The 17,679-nt window shown below is 63.9% G+C and carries 15 protein-coding genes; 7 read left to right on the top strand and 8 right to left on the bottom strand.

Annotated elements, in window-relative coordinates:
- Positions 1–2 precede the first annotated feature (2 nt).
- Complete coding sequence (locus tag PRJ_RS08705) at positions 3–932, bottom strand: electron transfer flavoprotein subunit alpha/FixB family protein (protein ID WP_010954958.1); 930 nt, start codon at positions 930–932, stop codon at positions 3–5.
- A complete protein-coding gene (locus PRJ_RS08700; RefSeq protein ID WP_003254232.1) occupies positions 933–1,682 on the bottom strand; it encodes an electron transfer flavoprotein subunit beta/FixA family protein in 750 nt (249 codons plus the stop codon).
- A gap of 535 nt (positions 1,683–2,217) precedes the next feature.
- On the opposite strand from PRJ_RS08700, the gene PRJ_RS08695 reads away from it, so the two are divergent.
- Positions 2,218–3,900, top strand: a complete 1,683-nt coding sequence (locus tag PRJ_RS08695) for an electron transfer flavoprotein-ubiquinone oxidoreductase (RefSeq protein WP_023389616.1) — start codon at positions 2,218–2,220, stop codon at positions 3,898–3,900.
- 119 nt (positions 3,901–4,019) lie between these two features.
- On the opposite strand, the gene PRJ_RS08690 is transcribed toward PRJ_RS08695, so the two are convergent.
- The 5 genes from PRJ_RS08690 to PRJ_RS08670 all read right to left on the bottom strand — a co-directional run bounded on the left by PRJ_RS08690 (position 4,020) and on the right by PRJ_RS08670 (position 7,337).
- Positions 4,020–4,421 (bottom strand): type II toxin-antitoxin system MqsA family antitoxin, encoded by a 402-nt coding sequence (locus PRJ_RS08690; RefSeq protein ID WP_019437852.1) that lies wholly within the window; start codon positions 4,419–4,421, stop codon positions 4,020–4,022.
- 2 nt (positions 4,422–4,423) lie between these two features.
- A complete protein-coding gene (locus tag PRJ_RS08685; protein WP_023389615.1) occupies positions 4,424–4,720 on the bottom strand; it encodes a type II toxin-antitoxin system MqsR family toxin in 297 nt (98 codons plus the stop codon).
- Between the two features lie 94 nt (positions 4,721–4,814).
- A complete protein-coding gene (locus tag PRJ_RS08680; RefSeq protein ID WP_104961116.1) occupies positions 4,815–6,140 on the bottom strand; it encodes an MFS transporter in 1,326 nt (441 codons plus the stop codon).
- 72 nt (positions 6,141–6,212) lie between these two features.
- Entirely contained in the window at positions 6,213–6,692 is a 480-nt protein-coding gene (locus PRJ_RS08675; RefSeq protein WP_019437855.1) for a hypothetical protein, read from the bottom strand.
- Between the two features lie 168 nt (positions 6,693–6,860).
- A complete protein-coding gene (locus PRJ_RS08670; RefSeq protein WP_104961115.1) occupies positions 6,861–7,337 on the bottom strand; it encodes a sigma-70 family RNA polymerase sigma factor in 477 nt (158 codons plus the stop codon).
- A gap of 213 nt (positions 7,338–7,550) precedes the next feature.
- Between PRJ_RS08670 and PRJ_RS08665 the strand changes: the two genes are divergently transcribed.
- The 3 genes from PRJ_RS08665 to PRJ_RS08655 are packed head-to-tail and all read left to right on the top strand — an operon-like array spanning position 7,551 to position 12,101.
- The gene (locus PRJ_RS08665) at positions 7,551–8,729 is read left to right on the top strand and encodes an efflux RND transporter periplasmic adaptor subunit (RefSeq protein WP_064493133.1); all 1,179 of its coding nucleotides are present in this window, start codon (positions 7,551–7,553) and stop codon (positions 8,727–8,729) included.
- Positions 8,730–10,694, top strand: a complete 1,965-nt coding sequence (locus PRJ_RS08660) for a MacB family efflux pump subunit (RefSeq protein ID WP_064493132.1) — start codon at positions 8,730–8,732, stop codon at positions 10,692–10,694.
- Positions 10,695–10,697: 3 nt separating this feature from the next.
- Positions 10,698–12,101 (top strand): efflux transporter outer membrane subunit, encoded by a 1,404-nt coding sequence (locus PRJ_RS08655; RefSeq protein WP_104961114.1) that lies wholly within the window; start codon positions 10,698–10,700, stop codon positions 12,099–12,101.
- A gap of 140 nt (positions 12,102–12,241) precedes the next feature.
- Here PRJ_RS08655 and PRJ_RS08650 read toward each other — a convergent pair whose 3' ends face one another.
- Entirely contained in the window at positions 12,242–13,870 is a 1,629-nt protein-coding gene (locus tag PRJ_RS08650; RefSeq protein ID WP_104961113.1) for a twin-arginine translocation signal domain-containing protein, read from the bottom strand.
- A gap of 220 nt (positions 13,871–14,090) precedes the next feature.
- Here PRJ_RS08650 and pvdM point away from each other — a divergent pair, with 220 nt between their 5' ends.
- Genes pvdM through PRJ_RS08635 form a run of 3 tightly spaced genes read left to right on the top strand, consistent with a single transcriptional unit; the run spans position 14,091 to position 17,603 of the window.
- Positions 14,091–15,437 carry a pyoverdine-tailoring dipeptidase-like protein PvdM gene (pvdM, locus tag PRJ_RS08645; protein WP_104961112.1) on the top strand — a complete coding sequence of 449 codons (1,347 nt, stop codon included), beginning with the start codon at positions 14,091–14,093 and terminating at the stop codon, positions 15,435–15,437.
- A 16-nt stretch (positions 15,438–15,453) separates the two neighbouring features.
- A complete protein-coding gene (locus tag PRJ_RS08640) occupies positions 15,454–16,728 on the top strand; it encodes an aminotransferase class V-fold PLP-dependent enzyme (RefSeq protein ID WP_104886410.1) in 1,275 nt (424 codons plus the stop codon).
- Positions 16,729–16,742: 14 nt separating this feature from the next.
- Entirely contained in the window at positions 16,743–17,603 is an 861-nt protein-coding gene (locus PRJ_RS08635; RefSeq protein WP_051101450.1) for a formylglycine-generating enzyme family protein, read from the top strand.
- Positions 17,604–17,679: the final 76 nt, after the last annotated feature.

Genomic DNA, 17,679 nt, shown 5'->3' with positions numbered 1-17,679 from the left:
GATCAGACCAGCTTTTCCAGCTCCGGAACCGCTTCGAACAGGTCAGCGACCAGGCCGTAGTCGGCCACCTGGAAGATCGGCGCTTCTTCGTCCTTGTTGATCGCCACGATCACTTTGGAGTCTTTCATGCCGGCCAGGTGCTGGATCGCGCCGGAGATACCGACGGCGATGTACAGCTGTGGCGCAACGATCTTGCCGGTCTGGCCGACCTGCATGTCGTTCGGCACGAAGCCTGCGTCGACTGCGGCGCGCGAAGCACCAACCGCAGCGCCGAGCTTGTCGGCCAGGCTGTACAGGTGTTTGAAGTTGTCACCGTTGCCCATGCCACGGCCGCCGGAAACGACGATCTTGGCTGCAGTCAGCTCTGGGCGGTCTGACTTGGCCAGCTCTTCGCCAACGAAAGCCGAAATACCGGCGTTGTGCGCAGCGCCAACAGCCTCGACGGCAGCCGAACCACCTTCGGCGGCCACGGCGTCGAAGCCGGTGGTACGCACGGTGATCACCTTGATGGCCGCGCTCGATTGCACGGTGGCAATGGCGTTACCCGCGTAGATCGGGCGCTTGAAGGTGTCGGCGGACTCGACCGAGATGATCTCGGAGATCTGGTCCACGTCCAGCAGCGCGGCAACACGTGGCAGGATGTTCTTGCCGTTGGTGGTAGCCGGGGCCAGCACATGGCTGTAACCCTTGGCCAGCTCGACGATCAGCGGCGCGACGTTTTCCGGCAGGACGTGGGCGTAGGCGGCGTTATCAGCCACCAGCACCTTGGCAACGCCGGCGATCTTGGCAGCGGATTCGGCAACGCCACCGACGTTCTGGCCAGCGACCAGGACGTGCACATCACCACCGATCTTGGCGGCTGCAGCGACAGTGTTCAGGGTGGCCGGGGCTACGGCGCCGGCCTCGTATTCAGCGACAACCAGGATAGTCATTTAGATTACCTTCGCTTCGTTCTTCAGCTTCTCGACCAGTTCGGCCACCGATTTGACCTTGATGCCAGCGCTGCGGGCAGCCGGGGCTTCAACCTTCACGGTCTTGTTGGTGGAGGCGAGGGAAACGCCCAGTGCGTCTGGAGTAACAGTCTCCAGTGGCTTCTTCTTGGCCTTCATGATGTTCGGCAGCGACGCGTAGCGTGGCTCGTTCAGGCGCAGGTCGGTGGTGACGATCGCGGGCAGGTTCAGTGCAACGGTCTGCAGGCCGCCATCGATTTCACGGGTGACATTCAGCTTGTCGCCAGCGACTTCGACCTTGGACGCAAAGGTACCCTGGGCGAAGCCAGTCAGCGCGGCCAGCATCTGGCCGGTCTGGTTGTTGTCACTGTCGATGGCCTGCTTGCCGAGGATGACCAGCTGCGGCTGCTCCTTGTCGACAACGGCCTTCAGCGCCTTGGCCACGGCCAGGGAGTTCAGTTCGTCAGCGGCTTCTACCAGGATGGCACGGTCGGCACCCAGGGCCAGGGCAGTACGCAGTTGCTCCTGAGCGGTGGTCGGGCCGACGGAAACCACGACGATCTCGGTCGCAACGCCTTTTTCCTTCAGGCGTACGGCTTCTTCCACGGCGATTTCGCAGAAGGGGTTCATGGACATCTTGACGTTAGCAAGGTCGACGCCGGAGTTGTCCGCTTTGACGCGAACCTTGACGTTGTAGTCGACCACTCGTTTGACAGCTACAAGAACCTTCATGGATTCCTCGTTACTCTCCGGTGAATAGATAGTCGCCTGGGGCATAGCCCAGCGATGCGCGTGGGTACAAGGGCACCTCTAAAAACGTATTGGGAGGCAGCAACTTCACAGTGACCGAACAGTCTTGTTCGGACTCTTGCGACAAATCCTCACGGGTCATTTCCTGTCGTGGCGTGTAAACTCCACTACAAACCGGCCTAAGCCCGCAAAACCCTGCTCCACACCTGGTCTTTAGAGGTGTACCTGCGCCCGGCTGCAAGCCTACGGCGAACGTAAAACCGCTCGTATCTTGACCGTAACACCCATTCCGGTCAATACGGCAAATCGGTCACCCTCCAGCCGCGTTCCTGTGATTTTACTGGCCTGCGGCAAATTCAAACAAACGTTTGTATTGGACCCGCCAAGTGGTGTAGATATAATGCGCGGCCAAGACAAAACGGTGTAGTCCGTCATTTGCCCAGCTACAGTTCCGCCGTTGCGTAGAACCGCTGCGAATGCCCCGCACCCATAAGACAAAGCAACAGCACGAGCCTTGATGAGTAGGAGAGAACCAGTGGAACGCGAATACATGGAATTCGACGTGGTCATCGTCGGCGCCGGCCCGGCGGGCCTGTCCGCCGCCTGCCGCCTGAAGCAGAAGGCCGCCGAAGCCGGTAGCGAAATCAGCGTCTGCGTGGTGGAGAAAGGCTCTGAAGTCGGCGCCCACATCCTCTCTGGCGCAGTGTTCGAGCCCCGCGCCCTGAACGAGCTGTTCCCCGACTGGAAAGCACTCGGCGCACCGCTGAACACCGAAGTGAAGCGCGACGACATCTACGTGCTCAAGGATGCCGGTAGCGCGACCAAGGTGCCTGACCTGTTCGTGCCCAAGACCATGCACAACCATGGCAACTACATCATCTCGCTGGGCAACCTGTGCCGCTGGCTGGCCCAGCAGGCCGAGAACCTCGGTGTGGAGATCTACCCGGGCTTCGCCGCCCAGGAAGCGCTGTTCGACGACAACGGCGTGGTCCGCGGCATCGTCACCGGCGACCTCGGTGTCGATCGTGAAGGCAACCCCAAGGACGGCCTGTACACCCCGGGCATGGAACTGCGCGCCAAGTACACCCTGTTCGCCGAAGGCTGCCGTGGCCACATCGGCAAGCAGCTGATCAAGCGCTTCAACCTCGACAGCGAGTCCGACGTCCAGCACTACGGCATCGGCCTGAAGGAAATCTGGGAAATCGACCCGGCCAAGCACGAACAGGGCCTGGTGGTGCACACCGCCGGCTGGCCGCTGGACGTGGTGGCCAAGGAAAACACCGGTGGCTCGTTCCTCTATCACCTGGAAAACAACCAGGTGGTGGTCGGCCTGATCGTCGACCTGTCCTATGCCAACCCCTACCTGTCGCCGTTCGACGAATTCCAGCGGCTCAAGCACCACCCGGTGATCAGCCAGTACCTCGAAGGCGGCAAGCGCATCAGCTACGGCGCCCGCGCCTTGGCCAAGGGCGGCATCAACTCGCTGCCGAAAATGGTCTTCAATGGTGGCGCGCTGATCGGTTGCGACCTGGGCACCATGAACGTGGCCAAGATCAAGGGCAGCCATACCGCGATGAAGTCCGGCATGCTCGCAGCCGAAGCAGTGGCCGACGCATTGATCGCCGGCAGCGAAGGCGGCGATCAATTGAACAGCTATGTCAGCGCCTTCAAGGCCAGCTGGCTGTACGAAGAACTGTTCGCCAGCCGCAACTTCGGCCCGGCCATGCACAAGTTCGGCCCGCTGCTGGGCGCGGCGTTCAACTATGTCGACCAGAACTGGTTCGGTGGCAAGCTGCCGTTCACCCTGCACGACACCAAGCCGGACTATGCCTGCCTCAAGCTGGCCGCCGATTCGAAAAAGATCGACTACCCGAAACCGGACGGCAAGCTCAGCTTCGACAAGCTCAGCTCGGTATTCCTCTCCAGCACCAACCACGAAGAGGAACAACCCTGCCACCTGAAGCTGACCGATCCGAGCGTACCGATCGCCAGCAACCTGCCGCTGTACGACGAGCCAGCCCAGCGCTACTGCCCGGCCGGCGTGTACGAGGTGGTCACCCAAGAAGACGGCAACAAGCGTTTCCAGATCAACGCGCAGAACTGCGTGCACTGCAAGACCTGCGACATCAAAGACCCGGCCCAGAACATCACCTGGGTCACCCCTGAAGGCGCTGGCGGGCCGAACTACCCGAACATGTAAGGCCCCTGCCCTTGCGGCAACAAAAAGCCCCCGGTCCTTATGGGCCGGGGGCTTTTTGTTGGCTATCCGCGCCTACAGACAGTGTCATTTGGAAACCCAAGCAAGGCCGGGCAACCGCCTCACGCAGTCCTGACTTCCTCAAAGAGCTCCGGGTGACGGTCGAGCAACTTGAACAATTTGATCAGCGCCACCGGCGGTTTGGTTTTGCCATTCTCATAACGTGAAAAAGCATTGACTCCTCCACCGAATATTTCCCCAGCCTCCCGCTGATCCAGATCAAATTTCTTGCGTACGGAAACGATGAAATCGGGATCAACGTCTAGAGCATTGACTTGGCGATTGAAGGCAGACATCAGATCGCTGACTCGCATAGCCTCGTCATGACTTAGCACTGCCTCACCACAGACAGAACAGTAATCGCCCGTCACATCAGGTATCAGGGTCGATTCCCCCTTATACCGGTAGGGCATGTCCTGAGTGTCTAGCGCGAGCTCGGCACCTCCGCAAATTGGGCATCTCATGTTCACAACTCCTTGAAAGACACGATGAGCGCGTCATCTACCACTGACAGTTTCAGGTACAGATATCCCTTTACCGTAAGCGGCCGATAGACATCTTGCCAAACGCGGTGGTCGGCATAACTGGTCATGCTTTTGTAGAAATCTCTGCGCTCCAGACCGGTGATGACCTCCAGCATGTCCGCATATTCCATTCCCAAGGCCTGAGCGCCTCGTAAGGAAGCGGTTGTAGGGCTGATGCGGCCAGCGCCCACCAGTGCTCTTACCCGCTCCAGCGGGCAATGAGGCGTTCTCTTTTCCATGAGAAATTAACCTTCCAGGTTAAATTTGGCTAATAGGTTATTCCAATAGCCCCCACCTGGAAGTCTGCCCCAGTGTCCCGCAGCCGTTACCGGCTCATTTGTCGCCGCACATGACCGGTATCGGCTCCGCCGCAAACACCAAAGGCTCACGACGCCCGAAATACAAGGCCGTCAGCAGCCCCACCGCGCCCATGATCAGACAAAACCCGACACACACCCACGGGCTCCACGGCATCAGCGCAATCAGTGCCAACGGCGTGGTACTGGCCCACAATGCGTAGGCCACGTTGTAGGTGAAGGAAATGCCCGAAACGCGGATCTGCGCCGGGAACAGCCCCACCATCACCGAGGGCACCACCCCCACCACGCCGCAGCTCAACCCCGCCAGCGCATAGGCCAGCCAGGTCATGCCCCACTGCCCCACCAGGCTGGCGTACAACGCGCCGATACCCAGCGGCAGCAACAGGCTATACAGCATCAGCGCGCGCCAGGCACCCACACGGTCGACCAGCAGCCCGGCCAGCACGCAGCCAATGTTGAGGAAGACGATGCCCACGCTGCTCAGCGCGAAGGTGTGCCCGGCACTCATGCCGAAACGCTGCTGCATCACCGTCGGCGTGATCACCACCAGCACCACCACCGCCGAGGTCAGCACACAGGTCAGCAACGCGGCAGGGATCAACGCCCGGCGGTGCTCGCCCAGCACTCGCCGCAGCGGAAACGTCACAGGTTGCTCCTGGCGCGCGCGCAAGGCGAGGAACACCGGTGTTTCACTGAGCCAGCGGCGCAGCCACACACCAATCACACCGAACACCCCACCCAACAGGAACGGGTAGCGCCAGGCGTAATCGAGGATTTCCTGCGGAGTGAACAGTTGCGCCAGCAAGGTTGCGGTCAGCGCCCCCAGCAGGTAGCCGAAGGTCAGCCCGGCCTGCAGAAAGCCCAGGGCATAGCCGCGCCGCCCGTTTGGCGCGTGCTCGGCAACGAACGTCCAGGCGCTTGGCACTTCACCGCCTACGGCAGCACCCTGGAGGATGCGCAAGGCCAACAGGATCAGCGGGGCGGCATAGCCGATGTCGGCATAGGTCGGCATCACTCCGATCAGCAGGCACGGCAGGGCCATCATCAGGATGCTCAGGCTGAATACCCGCTTGCGCCCCAGATGGTCGGCGAAGTGCGCCATCAGGATGCCGCCCAGCGGCCGCGCCAGATAGCCGGTGACGAAGATCCCGAAGCTTTGCAGCAGGCGCAGCCATTCGGGCATCTCCGGCGGGAAGAACAGCTGGCTGAGGGTCAGCGCGAAGAACACGAAAATGATGAAGTCGTAGATTTCCAGCGCGCCGCCCAGCGCCGCCAGGCCCAGGGTCCGATGGTCGCCGCGGCTGAACCGGGGCGGGCGAGCGGTATCGATGGCAGTCATGGCAGGGTCCGCAGATCGGCAAAGGGCAAGAGCATAACAAATAGCTGCCCGATTGCCCCGCCGGCAGCACCGCTAGCGGCTGAACACCGTATGCGCGAAGTTGGCTCGCGGCCGTGGCCGCGCTGTACTGGCTGGCAGCGTGCCCGGCAGCGGTAGCTTGCCGACCACCATCGGGGCGTCGATGATTGCCATGAATGTCTCCAGCGCCTCGTTATCAGGCGCCTGAGGCAGGCTCAGGCTGACCGCCTGGCGCTCGGTCTGCGGCACTGCTGGCACTTTCAACTGGCTGGAATGGTAAAGCAGGGCATGCTGGATTTGTGTGCTGACGCGGCAGAAGCGTTCCAGATCTACGCCACAATGGCTGGCCAACTCGATATTGCCCAGCAACAGGTGAAAGGGCTGCAAGGCGCACTGCACCAGGCGCTGCAGTTCCTCGAAGCTATCCACGGGGGCTATCCGGTAATAGCCCAGGCCATTGAGCAACCGCTCCAGTTGCAGGCGCTGGCACGGGTGTGCATCGGCGATGAGGATGCGCAGGGTCTTGTTTGCCATGGTCGGACCTGGGCCATTAGGTAATGGGCACGCTCCATGACCATACTGCGCCGGTAACGGCTATTGCCAGGGCCATGCCTGGCAGCGGTCTTCTTTGATAGAAGTCGGGAAAGCCGCATAAATCAAGTGATTGACTGACGGAATTTGCATTTGCCTTTAACCTGGCAATCAGGATTCCCATTGCCGCATGCGCACCCGGCAGTGCTTCATGGCATTGACGATGTGCTTTTCCACCAGGCTGCGCGAGATGCCCAGCCGATCGGCGATCTGCTGGTGCGACAGGCCGTCGAGCTTGCGCAGCAAGAAGCACTCGCGGCAGACCTTGCTCAGCTCATCCAGGGCACGCTGCATCAGCGCCAGGCGCTGGTCCTGCTGCATGTCGTGGGCCGGCGCCGGAGTATGCCAGCGCTCGTCGCTATCCAGCACCTCCAGCGGCTCGGCCTGGCGCACCAGGTGGCGGCGGTGGCGGTCGACCACCAGGTTTAGCGCGGTGCGGTAGAGGAAGGCGCGCGGGTGCTCGATGCGCTCGGTGTCGGTGCGCTCCAGTACCCGCAGGTATGCATCGTGGGCAACGTCTTCCGCCGCTTGGCGACTGCCAAGGCGTGCGGAAAGGAAGCTCACCAGTTCACGATAATAATGTTCCACGACGGTACCTGGCGCCACCCTGCCTGGACGGCGGCAGAGGCGCGGGAGTGTGTGATATCAGCTTGCAATCTTACAAATTATAATTATTCTCAGCAACACACAGCCTCCCCCTCCAGTGCGGGTAAATCCCGCCCACTCGTCTTCGTCTAACTGGGACCTCCCTGCGCGCCTCGATTGGCTGCGTATGGCCAACATCCATGGCTGGAAGTCCGCATGAGACGCTTACCCAATACTCGCCGCCGCATCCTCTTCGGTGGCCTGGGCCTGCTTGGCCTGGGCAGCCTGCTGGCCTGGAAGACCTTGCCCTTGGACAATCATCCGGTCAACACCGTGGCCGTGACCCGCGCCGATATAGAAAGCAGCGTCACCGCCCTCGGCACGCTGCAACCACGCCGCTATGTGGACGTCGGCGCCCAGGCCTCCGGGCAGATCCGTCGCCTGCATGTAGAAGCGGGCGACCAGGTCCGCCAAGGCCAGTTGCTGGTGGAAATCGACCCTTCCACCCAGCAGGCCAGGCTTGATGCCGGCCGATACTCGATCGAAAACCTCAAGGCCCAGTTGGCCGAGCAGCGTGCCCAGTACCGCCTGGCCCAGCAACAACTCAAGCGCCAGCGCGACCTGGCCGCTGCCGGTGCCACCCGCGAGGAAGACCTGCAAATCGCCGATGCCCAGCTCAAGGTGACCCAGGCCCGCATCGACATGTACCAGGCGCAGATCCTCCAGGCCCAGGCCAGCCTGCGCAGCGACCAGGCAGAGCTGGGCTACACCCGCATCTATGCGCCCATGGACGGCACTGTGGTGGCGGTGGATGCCCGCGAAGGCCAAACGCTCAACGCCCAGCAGCAAACACCGCTGATCTTGCGCATCGCCAAACTCTCGCCGATGACCGTCTGGGCACAGGTGTCCGAAGCCGACATCGGCAAGGTCAGACCCGGCATGACCGCCTACTTCACCACCCTGGCCGGCGGCAAGCGCCGCTGGACCAGCACTGTGCGCCAAATCCTGCCGATCCCGCCCAGGCCGCTGGATCAGACCAGTCAGGGCGGTGGCAGCCCCGCCAGCGTCACCGCCGGCACAACTGGCGCCCAAGTGGTGCAATACACCGTGCTGCTCGATGTGGAAAACCCGGATGGGGCCCTGATGGCCGAAATGACCACCCAGGTATTCTTCGTCGCCGGCCAGGCCAGCCAAGTGCTCACGGCGCCGCTGGCAGCCCTGGATGATGCCGAAGACGAAGGCCTGCGCCTGGCCCAGGTGTTCACCCGTGACGGCAAGATTGAACAGCGCAAGGTGCGCACCGGCCTGAGCGACCGCCTGCGTGTACAGATACTCGATGGCCTCGCCGAAGGCGAGCAACTGGTCATCGGCGCCCCAGCCGCCAGCGGAGGTTGAATGACAGCGCCCCTGATTGAACTCACTGACATCCGCAAGCACTACGGCGGCATCGATTCGCCGAAGGTGGAAGTGCTGCGCGGCATCAGCCTGAGCATCCACCCTGGCGAGTTCGTCGCCATCGTCGGCGCCTCCGGCTCGGGCAAGTCGACCCTGATGAACATCCTTGGCTGCCTCGATCGCCCCACCAGCGGTAGTTTTCGCTTCGCTGGCAAGGACGTTGCCGAACTGGACAGCGACGAACTGGCTTGGCTGCGGCGCGAAGCCTTTGGTTTCGTATTCCAGGGCTACCACCTGATCCCCTCCGGCTCGGCCCAGGAAAACGTCGAAATGCCAGCCATCTATGCCGGCACCCCGGCCGCCGAGCGCCATGCCCGCGCCGCAGCCCTGCTCGAACGCCTCGGCCTGGCCAGCCGCACGGGCAACCGGCCGCACCAGTTGTCTGGCGGCCAGCAACAGCGGGTGTCGATCGCCCGAGCCCTGATGAACGGCGGCCACATCATCCTCGCCGACGAACCCACCGGCGCCCTGGACAGCCACAGCGGCGCCGAAGTCATGGCCCTGCTCGACGAGCTGGCCAGCCAGGGCCATGTGATCATCCTCATCACCCACGACCGTGAAGTAGCGGCCCGGGCGCGACGGGTGATCGAGATCCGCGACGGCCTGATGATCAGCGACTCGGCGGCCGACCAGCCCCCCGACGAAACGCATCCAGGCCTGCAGGCCGACGACCTGCGCCAGCGACTGGACCGCGGCGCCACCTTGCGCGGGGCCTGGAAGGGCGAATTGCTCGAGGCCCTGCAAGCGGCCTGGCGGGTCATGTGGATCAACCGCTTCCGCACCGCCCTGACCCTGCTCGGCATCGTCATCGGCGTGGCCTCGGTGGTAGTGATGCTGGCTGTCGGCGAAGGCAGCAAGCGCCAGGTCATGGCGCAGATGGCGGCGTTCGGCTCGAACATCCTCTACCTCAGTGGCCGCCACGCCACGCTGCGCGAACCGGCCGGCATCGTCACGCTGGACGATGTCGCCGCCATCGCCCAGTTACCCCAGGTCCAGCGCATCATGCCGGTGATCGGCGACCAGTTGACCGTGCGCCACGGCAACAACAACCAGCAGTTCTACGTCGGCGGCAATAACACCCAGTTCTCCGAGATCCTCAACTGGCCAGTCGTCGAAGGCAACTTCTTCACCGAAGCTGACGAACAGGCTGCCGCCGCCGTCGCGGTGATCGGCCAGAAGGTCCGGGACAAGCTCATGGAGCCTGGCAGCGATCCGCTGGGCCAGTACTTGCTGATCGGCAACGTGCCCTTCCAAGTGGTCGGCCTGCTCGCCGGCAAAGGTGCCAGCTCCGGCGACCAGGACAGCGACGAGCGCATCGTGGTGCCCTACTCCGCCGCGTCCGTGCGCCTGTTCGGCAAGCAAGACCCGGAATACGTGATCATCGCCGCTGCCGATTCGAGCCGGGTTAGTGAGACCGAGCGGGCAATCGCCCACCTGATGCGCCAGCGCCACCAAGGCAAGCAGGACTTCGAACTGACCAACGACGCCGCACTGATCCAGGCCGAAGCGCGCACCCAGAACAGCCTGTCGCTGATGCTCGGTGCCATCGCCGCGATTTCCCTGCTGGTCGGCGGTATCGGCGTGATGAACATCATGCTCATGACCGTGCGCGAACGTACCCGCGAGATTGGCATCCGCATGGCCACCGGCGCCCGTCAGCGCGATATCCTGCGTCAGTTCCTCAGCGAGGCGGTGATGCTGTCAATGGTCGGCGGGGTGACGGGTATCGTGCTGGCACTGTGCATCGGTGGCGGCCTGATGCTCGCCGGCATCGCCGTGGCATTCGCCCTACCCGCCATTCTCGGCGCCTTCACCTGCGCCGTCATCACCGGCGTGGTGTTCGGTTTCATGCCGGCCCGCAAGGCTGCTCGCCTCGATCCGGTCAAAGCCCTTACCAGCGTATAGCCCATGACATTGCCAAGCCGCATCAGCCTGTTGACCCTCAGCCTGGCCCTGGCCGCCTGCAGCACACCGCCCGCCCCCGAGGCCGGTATTGCCGCGCCGCCAACCTGGCAATCCCGTGCCGACGCTCCCAGCCAGCCCCTGCCGGATGCCCATTGGTGGCAAGCCTTCGCCAGCCGCGAGCTGGACCGCCTGATCGAACGCGCCCGGCACAACAGCCACGACCTGGCCGCCGCCGCGGCACGGGTGCGCCAGGCCCAAGCCCAAGCCGTGATCGCCGGCGCTCCGCTGCTGCCGGAACTGACGTTCGGCCTGGACGGCAGCCGCCAGCGCCTGTTGCGCGGCGACGGCAACGACCAACTCGACGCCAGCAGCAGCGAGCGCACCAGTACCTCACTCGGCACACGCTTGAGCGCCAGCTACGAGGTCGATTTCTGGGGCGGCATCCGCGCCGCCCGCGACAGCGCCCTGCATGGCCTGGACGCCAGCCGCTTCGATCGCCAGACGGTGGAGCTGACCCTGACCAGCGCCGTCGCCGATAGCTACCTACAGGGCCTGGCCCTGGAGGAACAGCTGCGTATCGCTCGCCTCAACCTCAAAAACGCCCGGGACGTGCTGGGCCTGGTCGAGGCACGCCAGCGTTCTGGCTCGGCCACGCGACTGGAGCTGGCGCAGCAACGCAGCCTGGTGGCGGCACAAGAGCGCCAGGTGCCCCTGCTGGAGCAGCAATGGCAGTACAACCGGGTAACCCTCGCCACCTTGCTCGGTGATCCGGTGCAGGCATTGCCGGACACCAACGAATCGATCGGCGCCCTGCGCTGGCCGGCGATCGGCAGCGGCGTGCCCAGCGACCTGCTCGGCCGGCGCCCCGACATTGCCGCTGCCGAGGCCCGACTGGCCGCCGCCAGCGCCAACGTACAAGTGGCGAGGGCCGCCATGTTGCCCAAGCTGACCCTGGGAGCGGACCTGGGCAGCGGTGCACGGACCTTCGGCGATATTCTCGACAGCCCCTTCTATACCCTGACTGCCGGCATTGTCGCACCCATCTTCAACAACGGCCGCCTGCGCGCCGAACGCGAACTGGCCAGTGCCGAACAGGAAGAGCTGCTGCACGACTATCGCGCCGCAATCCTGGCAGGCTTCGCCGACGTGGAAAAAGCGCTCAATGCGATCCATGGCGTAGACCGCCAGCAGCAGTGGCAGGACCAGGAGGTACAGGAAGCCCGCACCGCCTTCGACCTTGCGCAGCAGCGCTACAGCGCCGGCGCCGAGACGTTGCTGACCGTGCTGGAAACCCAGCGCACGCTGTATGTCGCCCAGGACCAACAGGCGCAACTGCACCTGGCTCGGCTGCAGGGCAGCGTAGCGTTGTACAAGGCATTGGGAGGTGGCTGGCAGGTCGAGCGCTGATGCCTGTCAGATAGCGTCAAGGGGCTGGGTGATCTCCCACAGGTAATTACGCGATTCCTGTGGGAGCTGGCTTGCCGGCGATGGGCCGCAAAGCGGCCCTAGATTACCTAACACTGGCATTAGGCTGAACCCGCACGGTGTCAGCGCCGCGCCAGTTTCAGGTTGCGGGCATACCAGGGCCGCTGCGGCACCTTCGGCCGCAAGCTGGCAAACAGGTCGTCATCAGCGAAGATGATACGCAGCGCCAGCTTCATGGTCTCTGGGTCCATCTCCACACTGCGGCCCGGCCGCAGCCCCGGCACAGTCGAACAGCCATGGGTATCCGGCCCCAGCCATGGGTCGGCTACCTCTACCCAACGCCCCGGCGCGAACCACGGTACACCGTTGACCTCGGTGCGCCGCACCTGGCCGGGATGCGCGCGCTCATGGGCGCGGAACCAATCTTCGATACGGTCATCGATCCAACCATGGAAGTGCCAGAACACCGGGTTTACATGGGACGAGAACGGGTCGCCGAGAAAGTCGTTTTCCGCTTCGAACCAGCGTGCGGCAAAGTCCTCCGGCTGGCGCGCGAACGGCACCGGCAAGCCGCTGGACGGGTCGCGCGGCACCGAGGCCCAGCGCATGTGCAACCAATCGTGAAGGCCCAACTCCATCTGCGAACCGAACTGCCCTAGGGTGAGGGTGCTCAGGTAATGCGGGTCGGTGTACCTCGACTCCCAGACCTGGAAGTTACCGTGGAAGGTATCCGGCGTCTTGATATCGCGCACCCACTGGGTATAGGCGGCATCGTCCGAAGCCAGCCAGGTGGGTGGCAAGGCCGTACCGTCATGGTTGTCGAAATAGCTGGCGAAGCCGACGCGGTCGCGTTCGAGCTCTGGCTGCGGGAGTGGGAAACGCGCCCATGACGGCAGGTCCTGGATGGCCCGAGCGGCACGCAGCATGTGTCGGTGCATGAAGAAAAAGTCCTCGCCCGAGCCATTGCGATCCTTGTGCCGGCCACGGGCGTCACGCTCCTGGTCGCGCGGCCCAGGCTGCCAACCCAAGCCGCGTAGGGCCGCCTGCTTGTCCTTGTCGAGGTTGTGCCACTTGTCACGCGAGGCATGCCACAACTGGTGGAACAGACGGTGCTCCGGCGCAATCAGCCAGGCCAGCAAGGCCGAGGACAAAGGCGTGCGCTCGCGTGCCTCGGGGAAACTGCGCTTGAGCGCAAGAAATTTGTTGTCCTGCACGGGTAGGGTCAACGAACGCCCCAGCGCCGCGATGCGCCCATTCAGGGTGGCCTGCCCGGCATTACCGAACCCACCCCAGACTTCGTCGAGCACCACCGTGCACTGGTAGTCCGCCTGGTCTTCCCCCGGCCAGGTAGGAAACAGCCGCCAACGCAAGGCCCTGTTCGTATCCACCAGCAGGTCACCAAGCACTCGGTAACGTGGCTCCTCGGAGCCACGCAGGCGCTCAGGCGTGTCCAGGTAACCACGCAGGCCGCGGCCACTTGGGGCAACATCGAGAAACATTTCCAACTCACCCTCAGGCAGGCCGGGCAGCCCGGCATCTTCCCCTTGCAGGGTAAAACGCCAGATACCGCGCAAGGTGTCGCCCAATTGCTGCAGCGCCGCGTCGGCCAGTTCCACCACCGCCTCGCCGGGGGTTTCCGGAAACTGCTCGTCAAACCGCTGGCGTTGCACGTGCTGCGCATACATCGCGCCGGGCACCGCCACGCCTGCCAATGCCACACCGGCGATGAACCCGCGTCGAGAAATCGTCATTGCAACTACCTGAGCATTCATTGCGGCCGTGGAGCACGGCCCGTCCAAGGCTAAAACGTTGCGCCATCGGCGAAATTTAGCGCCAGGCGTGACTCCGCCTGGTTCGAAGCTGGCGATAAATTTGCCCGGCCGTCGCTCGTTCACCTGATACCCAAGCCCTGCCCAAGCAGCACGCTTCATGTCGGCAGGCCGCCCCGATCAATCGTGCAACGAGATGGCAATGACCAAGACCCGTTCCCGCAAGGCCCTGTACATCGGCCTACCCCTGGCCCTGGTGGCCGCCCTGGGGGGTGCCGCCGGCTATTTCTTCTGGCAACAGCAGCACGCCGGCTACCCGCTGAAAATCGTGCAACAGGCCAACGACCTGCACGAGCACATGCTGTCGTTCGACAGCCATGTCACCGTGCCCCTCGAACTGGGCAGCGCCGGCCACGAAATCGACAAGGACGGCCCGGGCCAGTTCGACCTGGTCAAGGCCAACCGTGGTCGCCTGTCCGGTGCGGCGCTGACCATCTTCGGCTGGCCGGAAATCTGGAACGGCCCAAACGCCCCGCACCGCCCTACCCCCGGCTTCGTCGATGCCGCCCGGCAGGAACAGGAAGCTCGCTACAAGATCATCAGCGGGATGGTCCGGGACTTTCCCAACCAGGTCGGCATCGCCTACACCCCCGATGACTTCCGCCGGCTCAATGGCGAAGGCAAGTTCGCCATCTTCATCAGCATGCTCAACGCCTACCCACTGGGCCACGACCTGTCGCAGCTGGACTTGTGGGCTGCGCGCGGCATGCGCATGTTCGGCTTCAGCTACACAGGCAACAACGACTGGGCCGATTCCTCGCGCCCACTGCCGTTCTTCAACGACACCGCCGATGCCCTCGGTGGCCTGTCGCCGCTGGGTGAGCAGGCGGTCAAGCGCCTCAACGATCTGGGCGTGATCATCGACGTATCGCAGATGTCCACCCTGGCGCTTGAAGATGTCGCCCGCCTTACCCGCGCACCAATGGTCGCCTCGCACTCCGCGCCCCGGGCGCTGGTAGACATCCCTCGCAACCTCTCCGACAAGGAGATGCAGTTGATCAAGGACAGCGGCGGTGTCATCCAGGTGGTCGGCTTCGGCCAGTACCTCAAGCCCCTGAGCAAGCCGGTGATGGAAAAACTCGACGCCCTGCGCGCGCGCTTCGACCTGCAACCCCTGCAGGGCCTGGCCAACGCCCTGATGCCGGGCGATGCGGTGATCGCCATCTGGCCCGAAGCGCGTTTCGGCGAATACGCAAGCGCGCTGTACAGCACTCTGGAAGAAGAACCCAAGGCTACTCTCGCGCAGTACGTCGACGCCATCGACTATACGGTGAAGAAAGTCGGCATCGACCATGTCGGCATCAGCTCGGATTTCAACGACGGCGGCGGCCTGGACGGTTGGAACAACGTCGGCGAAATCCGCAACGTCACCGCCGAGCTGCTGACCCGAGGCTACAGCGAAACGGACATCGCGAAACTCTGGGCAGGCAACTTCCTGCGCGCCTGGGAGCAAGTGCAGAAAGCCGCCCACCCCGTCGCCAACCGTTGAGTCGAGCCTGTCTTCCATGAGCAACCGTCGCACCTTTCTCAAGCAGGCTGGCCTGCTGGCCGCCAGCCTGCCGCTGCTGCCCCAGGCCCTGGCCGATAGCCCCGACAAGCCGCTGAGCGGCGCCGACAAATGGCGCAACCTGCGTGAGCTGTTCCCCCTCGCCCCCAACGTGGCGCACTTCGCCAACTTCCTGGTCACCGCCCACCCACGCCCGGTGCAGGCCGCCATCGACCGCCACCGCGCCGACCTCGACCGCAACCCCGCCGCGCTGATGGACTGGGAAAGCCAGTACGAATGGCAGCGCGAGGATGAAGTACGCGAGTGGGCCGCACGCTACCTGGAGGTCGGCCCGCGCCAGATCGCCCTGACCGGCAGCACCACCGAAGGCCTGGCGATGATCTATGGCGGCCTCAAAGTCGGCGCCGGGCAGGAGATCCTGATTACCGAGCACGAACACTATTCCGCACAGAAGGCGCTGGAGTTCCGCAACCAGCGCCAGGGCACCGCGGTGCGCCAGATCCGCCTGTTCGACGACCCATGGACGGTCTCCACCGACCAGGTGCTGAGCACCCTCGACAAGGCCATCAAGCCCAACACCCGGGTGCTGGGCATGACCTGGGTGCACTCTGGCAGCGGCGTCAAGCTGCCGGTGGGCGAGATCGGTGAACTGGTGCGCCGACACAACCGCGAGCGCAGCGAAGCCGAGCGCATCCTGTATGTGGTCGACGGCGTGCATGGCTTCGGCGTGGAGAACGCCCGCTTCGCCGACTTCAACTGCGACTACTTCATCGCCGGTACCCACAAGTGGATGTTCGGCCCGCGCGGCACCGGGATCATCTGCGCCGCCTCCACCGGCATGCAGCACCTGGTGCCCAGCGTCGCCACCTTCTCCCGCGATGAGGACTTCGCCACCATCATGACCCCGGGCGGCTACCACGCCTTCGAGCACCGCTGGGCCGCCGGCGAAGCGTTCAAGCTGCACCTGCAGTTGGGCAAGGCCGAGGTGCAGCAGCGCATCCACCAGCTCAACAGCCTGCTCAAACAGCGCCTGCTCGAGCACCGCCAGATCCAGCTGGTGACCCCGCGCAGCGAACAGTTCTCCGCCGGTTTCACCTTCTTCCGCATCAAGGATCGTGATGCCGACGCCGTCGCCGCGCACCTCACCACCAACAAGGTGATGTGCGACGCCGTATATCGCGACGTCGGCCCGGTGATCCGCCTGGCGCCAAGCCTGCTCAACGACGAGCAGCAGATAGACCGGGCCATGTCCCTCATTACCCAGCAACTTTGAACAAGGCATCTTCCATGAGCGCACCTCTGCACCGCCTCACCCTGGCCGCCGTGCTGGCCGCCTGCAGCCTGCCGGCCCTGGCCGCGCAGCCGTCGGACAAGCCCGGCACGGTGTTCCGCGACTGCGACAAGACCTGCCCGGAAATGGTCGTGCTGCCCGCCGGCACCTTCACCATGGGCACCCCGCCCGACGAGATGGGCCGCCAGGACGACGAAGGTCCGCAGCATCCGGTGACCTTCGCCAAACCGTTCGCCATCAGCCGTTTCCAGATCACCGCCGGTGAATGGGCCGACTACCAGAAGGCCACCGGCATCGTCATCGCCGACGGCGACGATCGTCCCGGACGGCGCTGCACCAACAGCAAGCCCAGCTACCAGCAAGGCCCTCGCCAGCCGGCGGTGTGCATGAGCTACGAAGACATCGAGCACTATGTGGCCTGGCTGTCGAAGAAGACCGGCAAGCACTACGCCATGGTCAGCGAAGCCCAGCGCGAATACGCCGCACGCGGCGGCAGCACCGGCATGTTCCCGTTCGAGCCGGACGCCAATCTCGAGATCAGCAAGAACGCCAACGTCTACGGCCCCAAGGACGGCTTCAGCTACAGCTCACCGGTGGGCAGTTTCCCGGCCAATGCCTTCGGCGTGTACGACATGCACGGCAACGTCTACGAGTGGGTTGCCGACTGTTACCACGACAGCTATGTCGGCGCGCCGGCCGACGGCAGCGCCAGGAAGGAAGCCGACTGCCGGCAGATCTCGATCCGCGGCAACGACTGGGGCGAGGCGCCGATCTTCTCGCGCTCGGGCAACCGCAACACCACAGTGCGCGACGACCGTGGCGACTGGATCGGATTCCGCGTGGTCCGCGAGCTGTAAAGCGCCCGGCGGCGGTAAATTCTCCGCCAGCAGGCTCGTTCCTATCGGTGTACTTGCGCAGGACACGGGGCGCCCT

It is taken from the genome of Pseudomonas sp. XWY-1, assembly GCF_002953115.1.
Taxonomy (GTDB): domain Bacteria; phylum Pseudomonadota; class Gammaproteobacteria; order Pseudomonadales; family Pseudomonadaceae; genus Aquipseudomonas; species Aquipseudomonas alloputida.
This window is presented reverse-complemented; position numbering and strand designations above follow the sequence as displayed.

Coding starts and splice junctions, on each gene's coding strand:
- PRJ_RS08705 (WP_010954958.1), bottom strand. CDS start 932: ATGACTATCCTGGTTGTCGCTGAATACGAGGCCGGCGCCGTAGCCCCG.
- PRJ_RS08700 (WP_003254232.1), bottom strand. CDS start 1,682: ATGAAGGTTCTTGTAGCTGTCAAACGAGTGGTCGACTACAACGTCAAG.
- PRJ_RS08695 (WP_023389616.1), top strand. CDS start 2,218: ATGAGTAGGAGAGAACCAGTGGAACGCGAATACATGGAATTCGACGTG.
- PRJ_RS08690 (WP_019437852.1), bottom strand. CDS start 4,421: ATGAGATGCCCAATTTGCGGAGGTGCCGAGCTCGCGCTAGACACTCAG.
- PRJ_RS08685 (WP_023389615.1), bottom strand. CDS start 4,720: ATGGAAAAGAGAACGCCTCATTGCCCGCTGGAGCGGGTAAGAGCACTG.
- PRJ_RS08680 (WP_104961116.1), bottom strand. CDS start 6,140: ATGACTGCCATCGATACCGCTCGCCCGCCCCGGTTCAGCCGCGGCGAC.
- PRJ_RS08675 (WP_019437855.1), bottom strand. CDS start 6,692: ATGGCAAACAAGACCCTGCGCATCCTCATCGCCGATGCACACCCGTGC.
- PRJ_RS08665 (WP_064493133.1), top strand. CDS start 7,551: ATGAGACGCTTACCCAATACTCGCCGCCGCATCCTCTTCGGTGGCCTG.
- PRJ_RS08660 (WP_064493132.1), top strand. CDS start 8,730: ATGACAGCGCCCCTGATTGAACTCACTGACATCCGCAAGCACTACGGC.
- PRJ_RS08655 (WP_104961114.1), top strand. CDS start 10,698: ATGACATTGCCAAGCCGCATCAGCCTGTTGACCCTCAGCCTGGCCCTG.
- PRJ_RS08650 (WP_104961113.1), bottom strand. CDS start 13,870: ATGACGATTTCTCGACGCGGGTTCATCGCCGGTGTGGCATTGGCAGGC.
- pvdM (WP_104961112.1), top strand. CDS start 14,091: ATGACCAAGACCCGTTCCCGCAAGGCCCTGTACATCGGCCTACCCCTG.
- PRJ_RS08640 (WP_104886410.1), top strand. CDS start 15,454: ATGAGCAACCGTCGCACCTTTCTCAAGCAGGCTGGCCTGCTGGCCGCC.
- PRJ_RS08635 (WP_051101450.1), top strand. CDS start 16,743: ATGAGCGCACCTCTGCACCGCCTCACCCTGGCCGCCGTGCTGGCCGCC.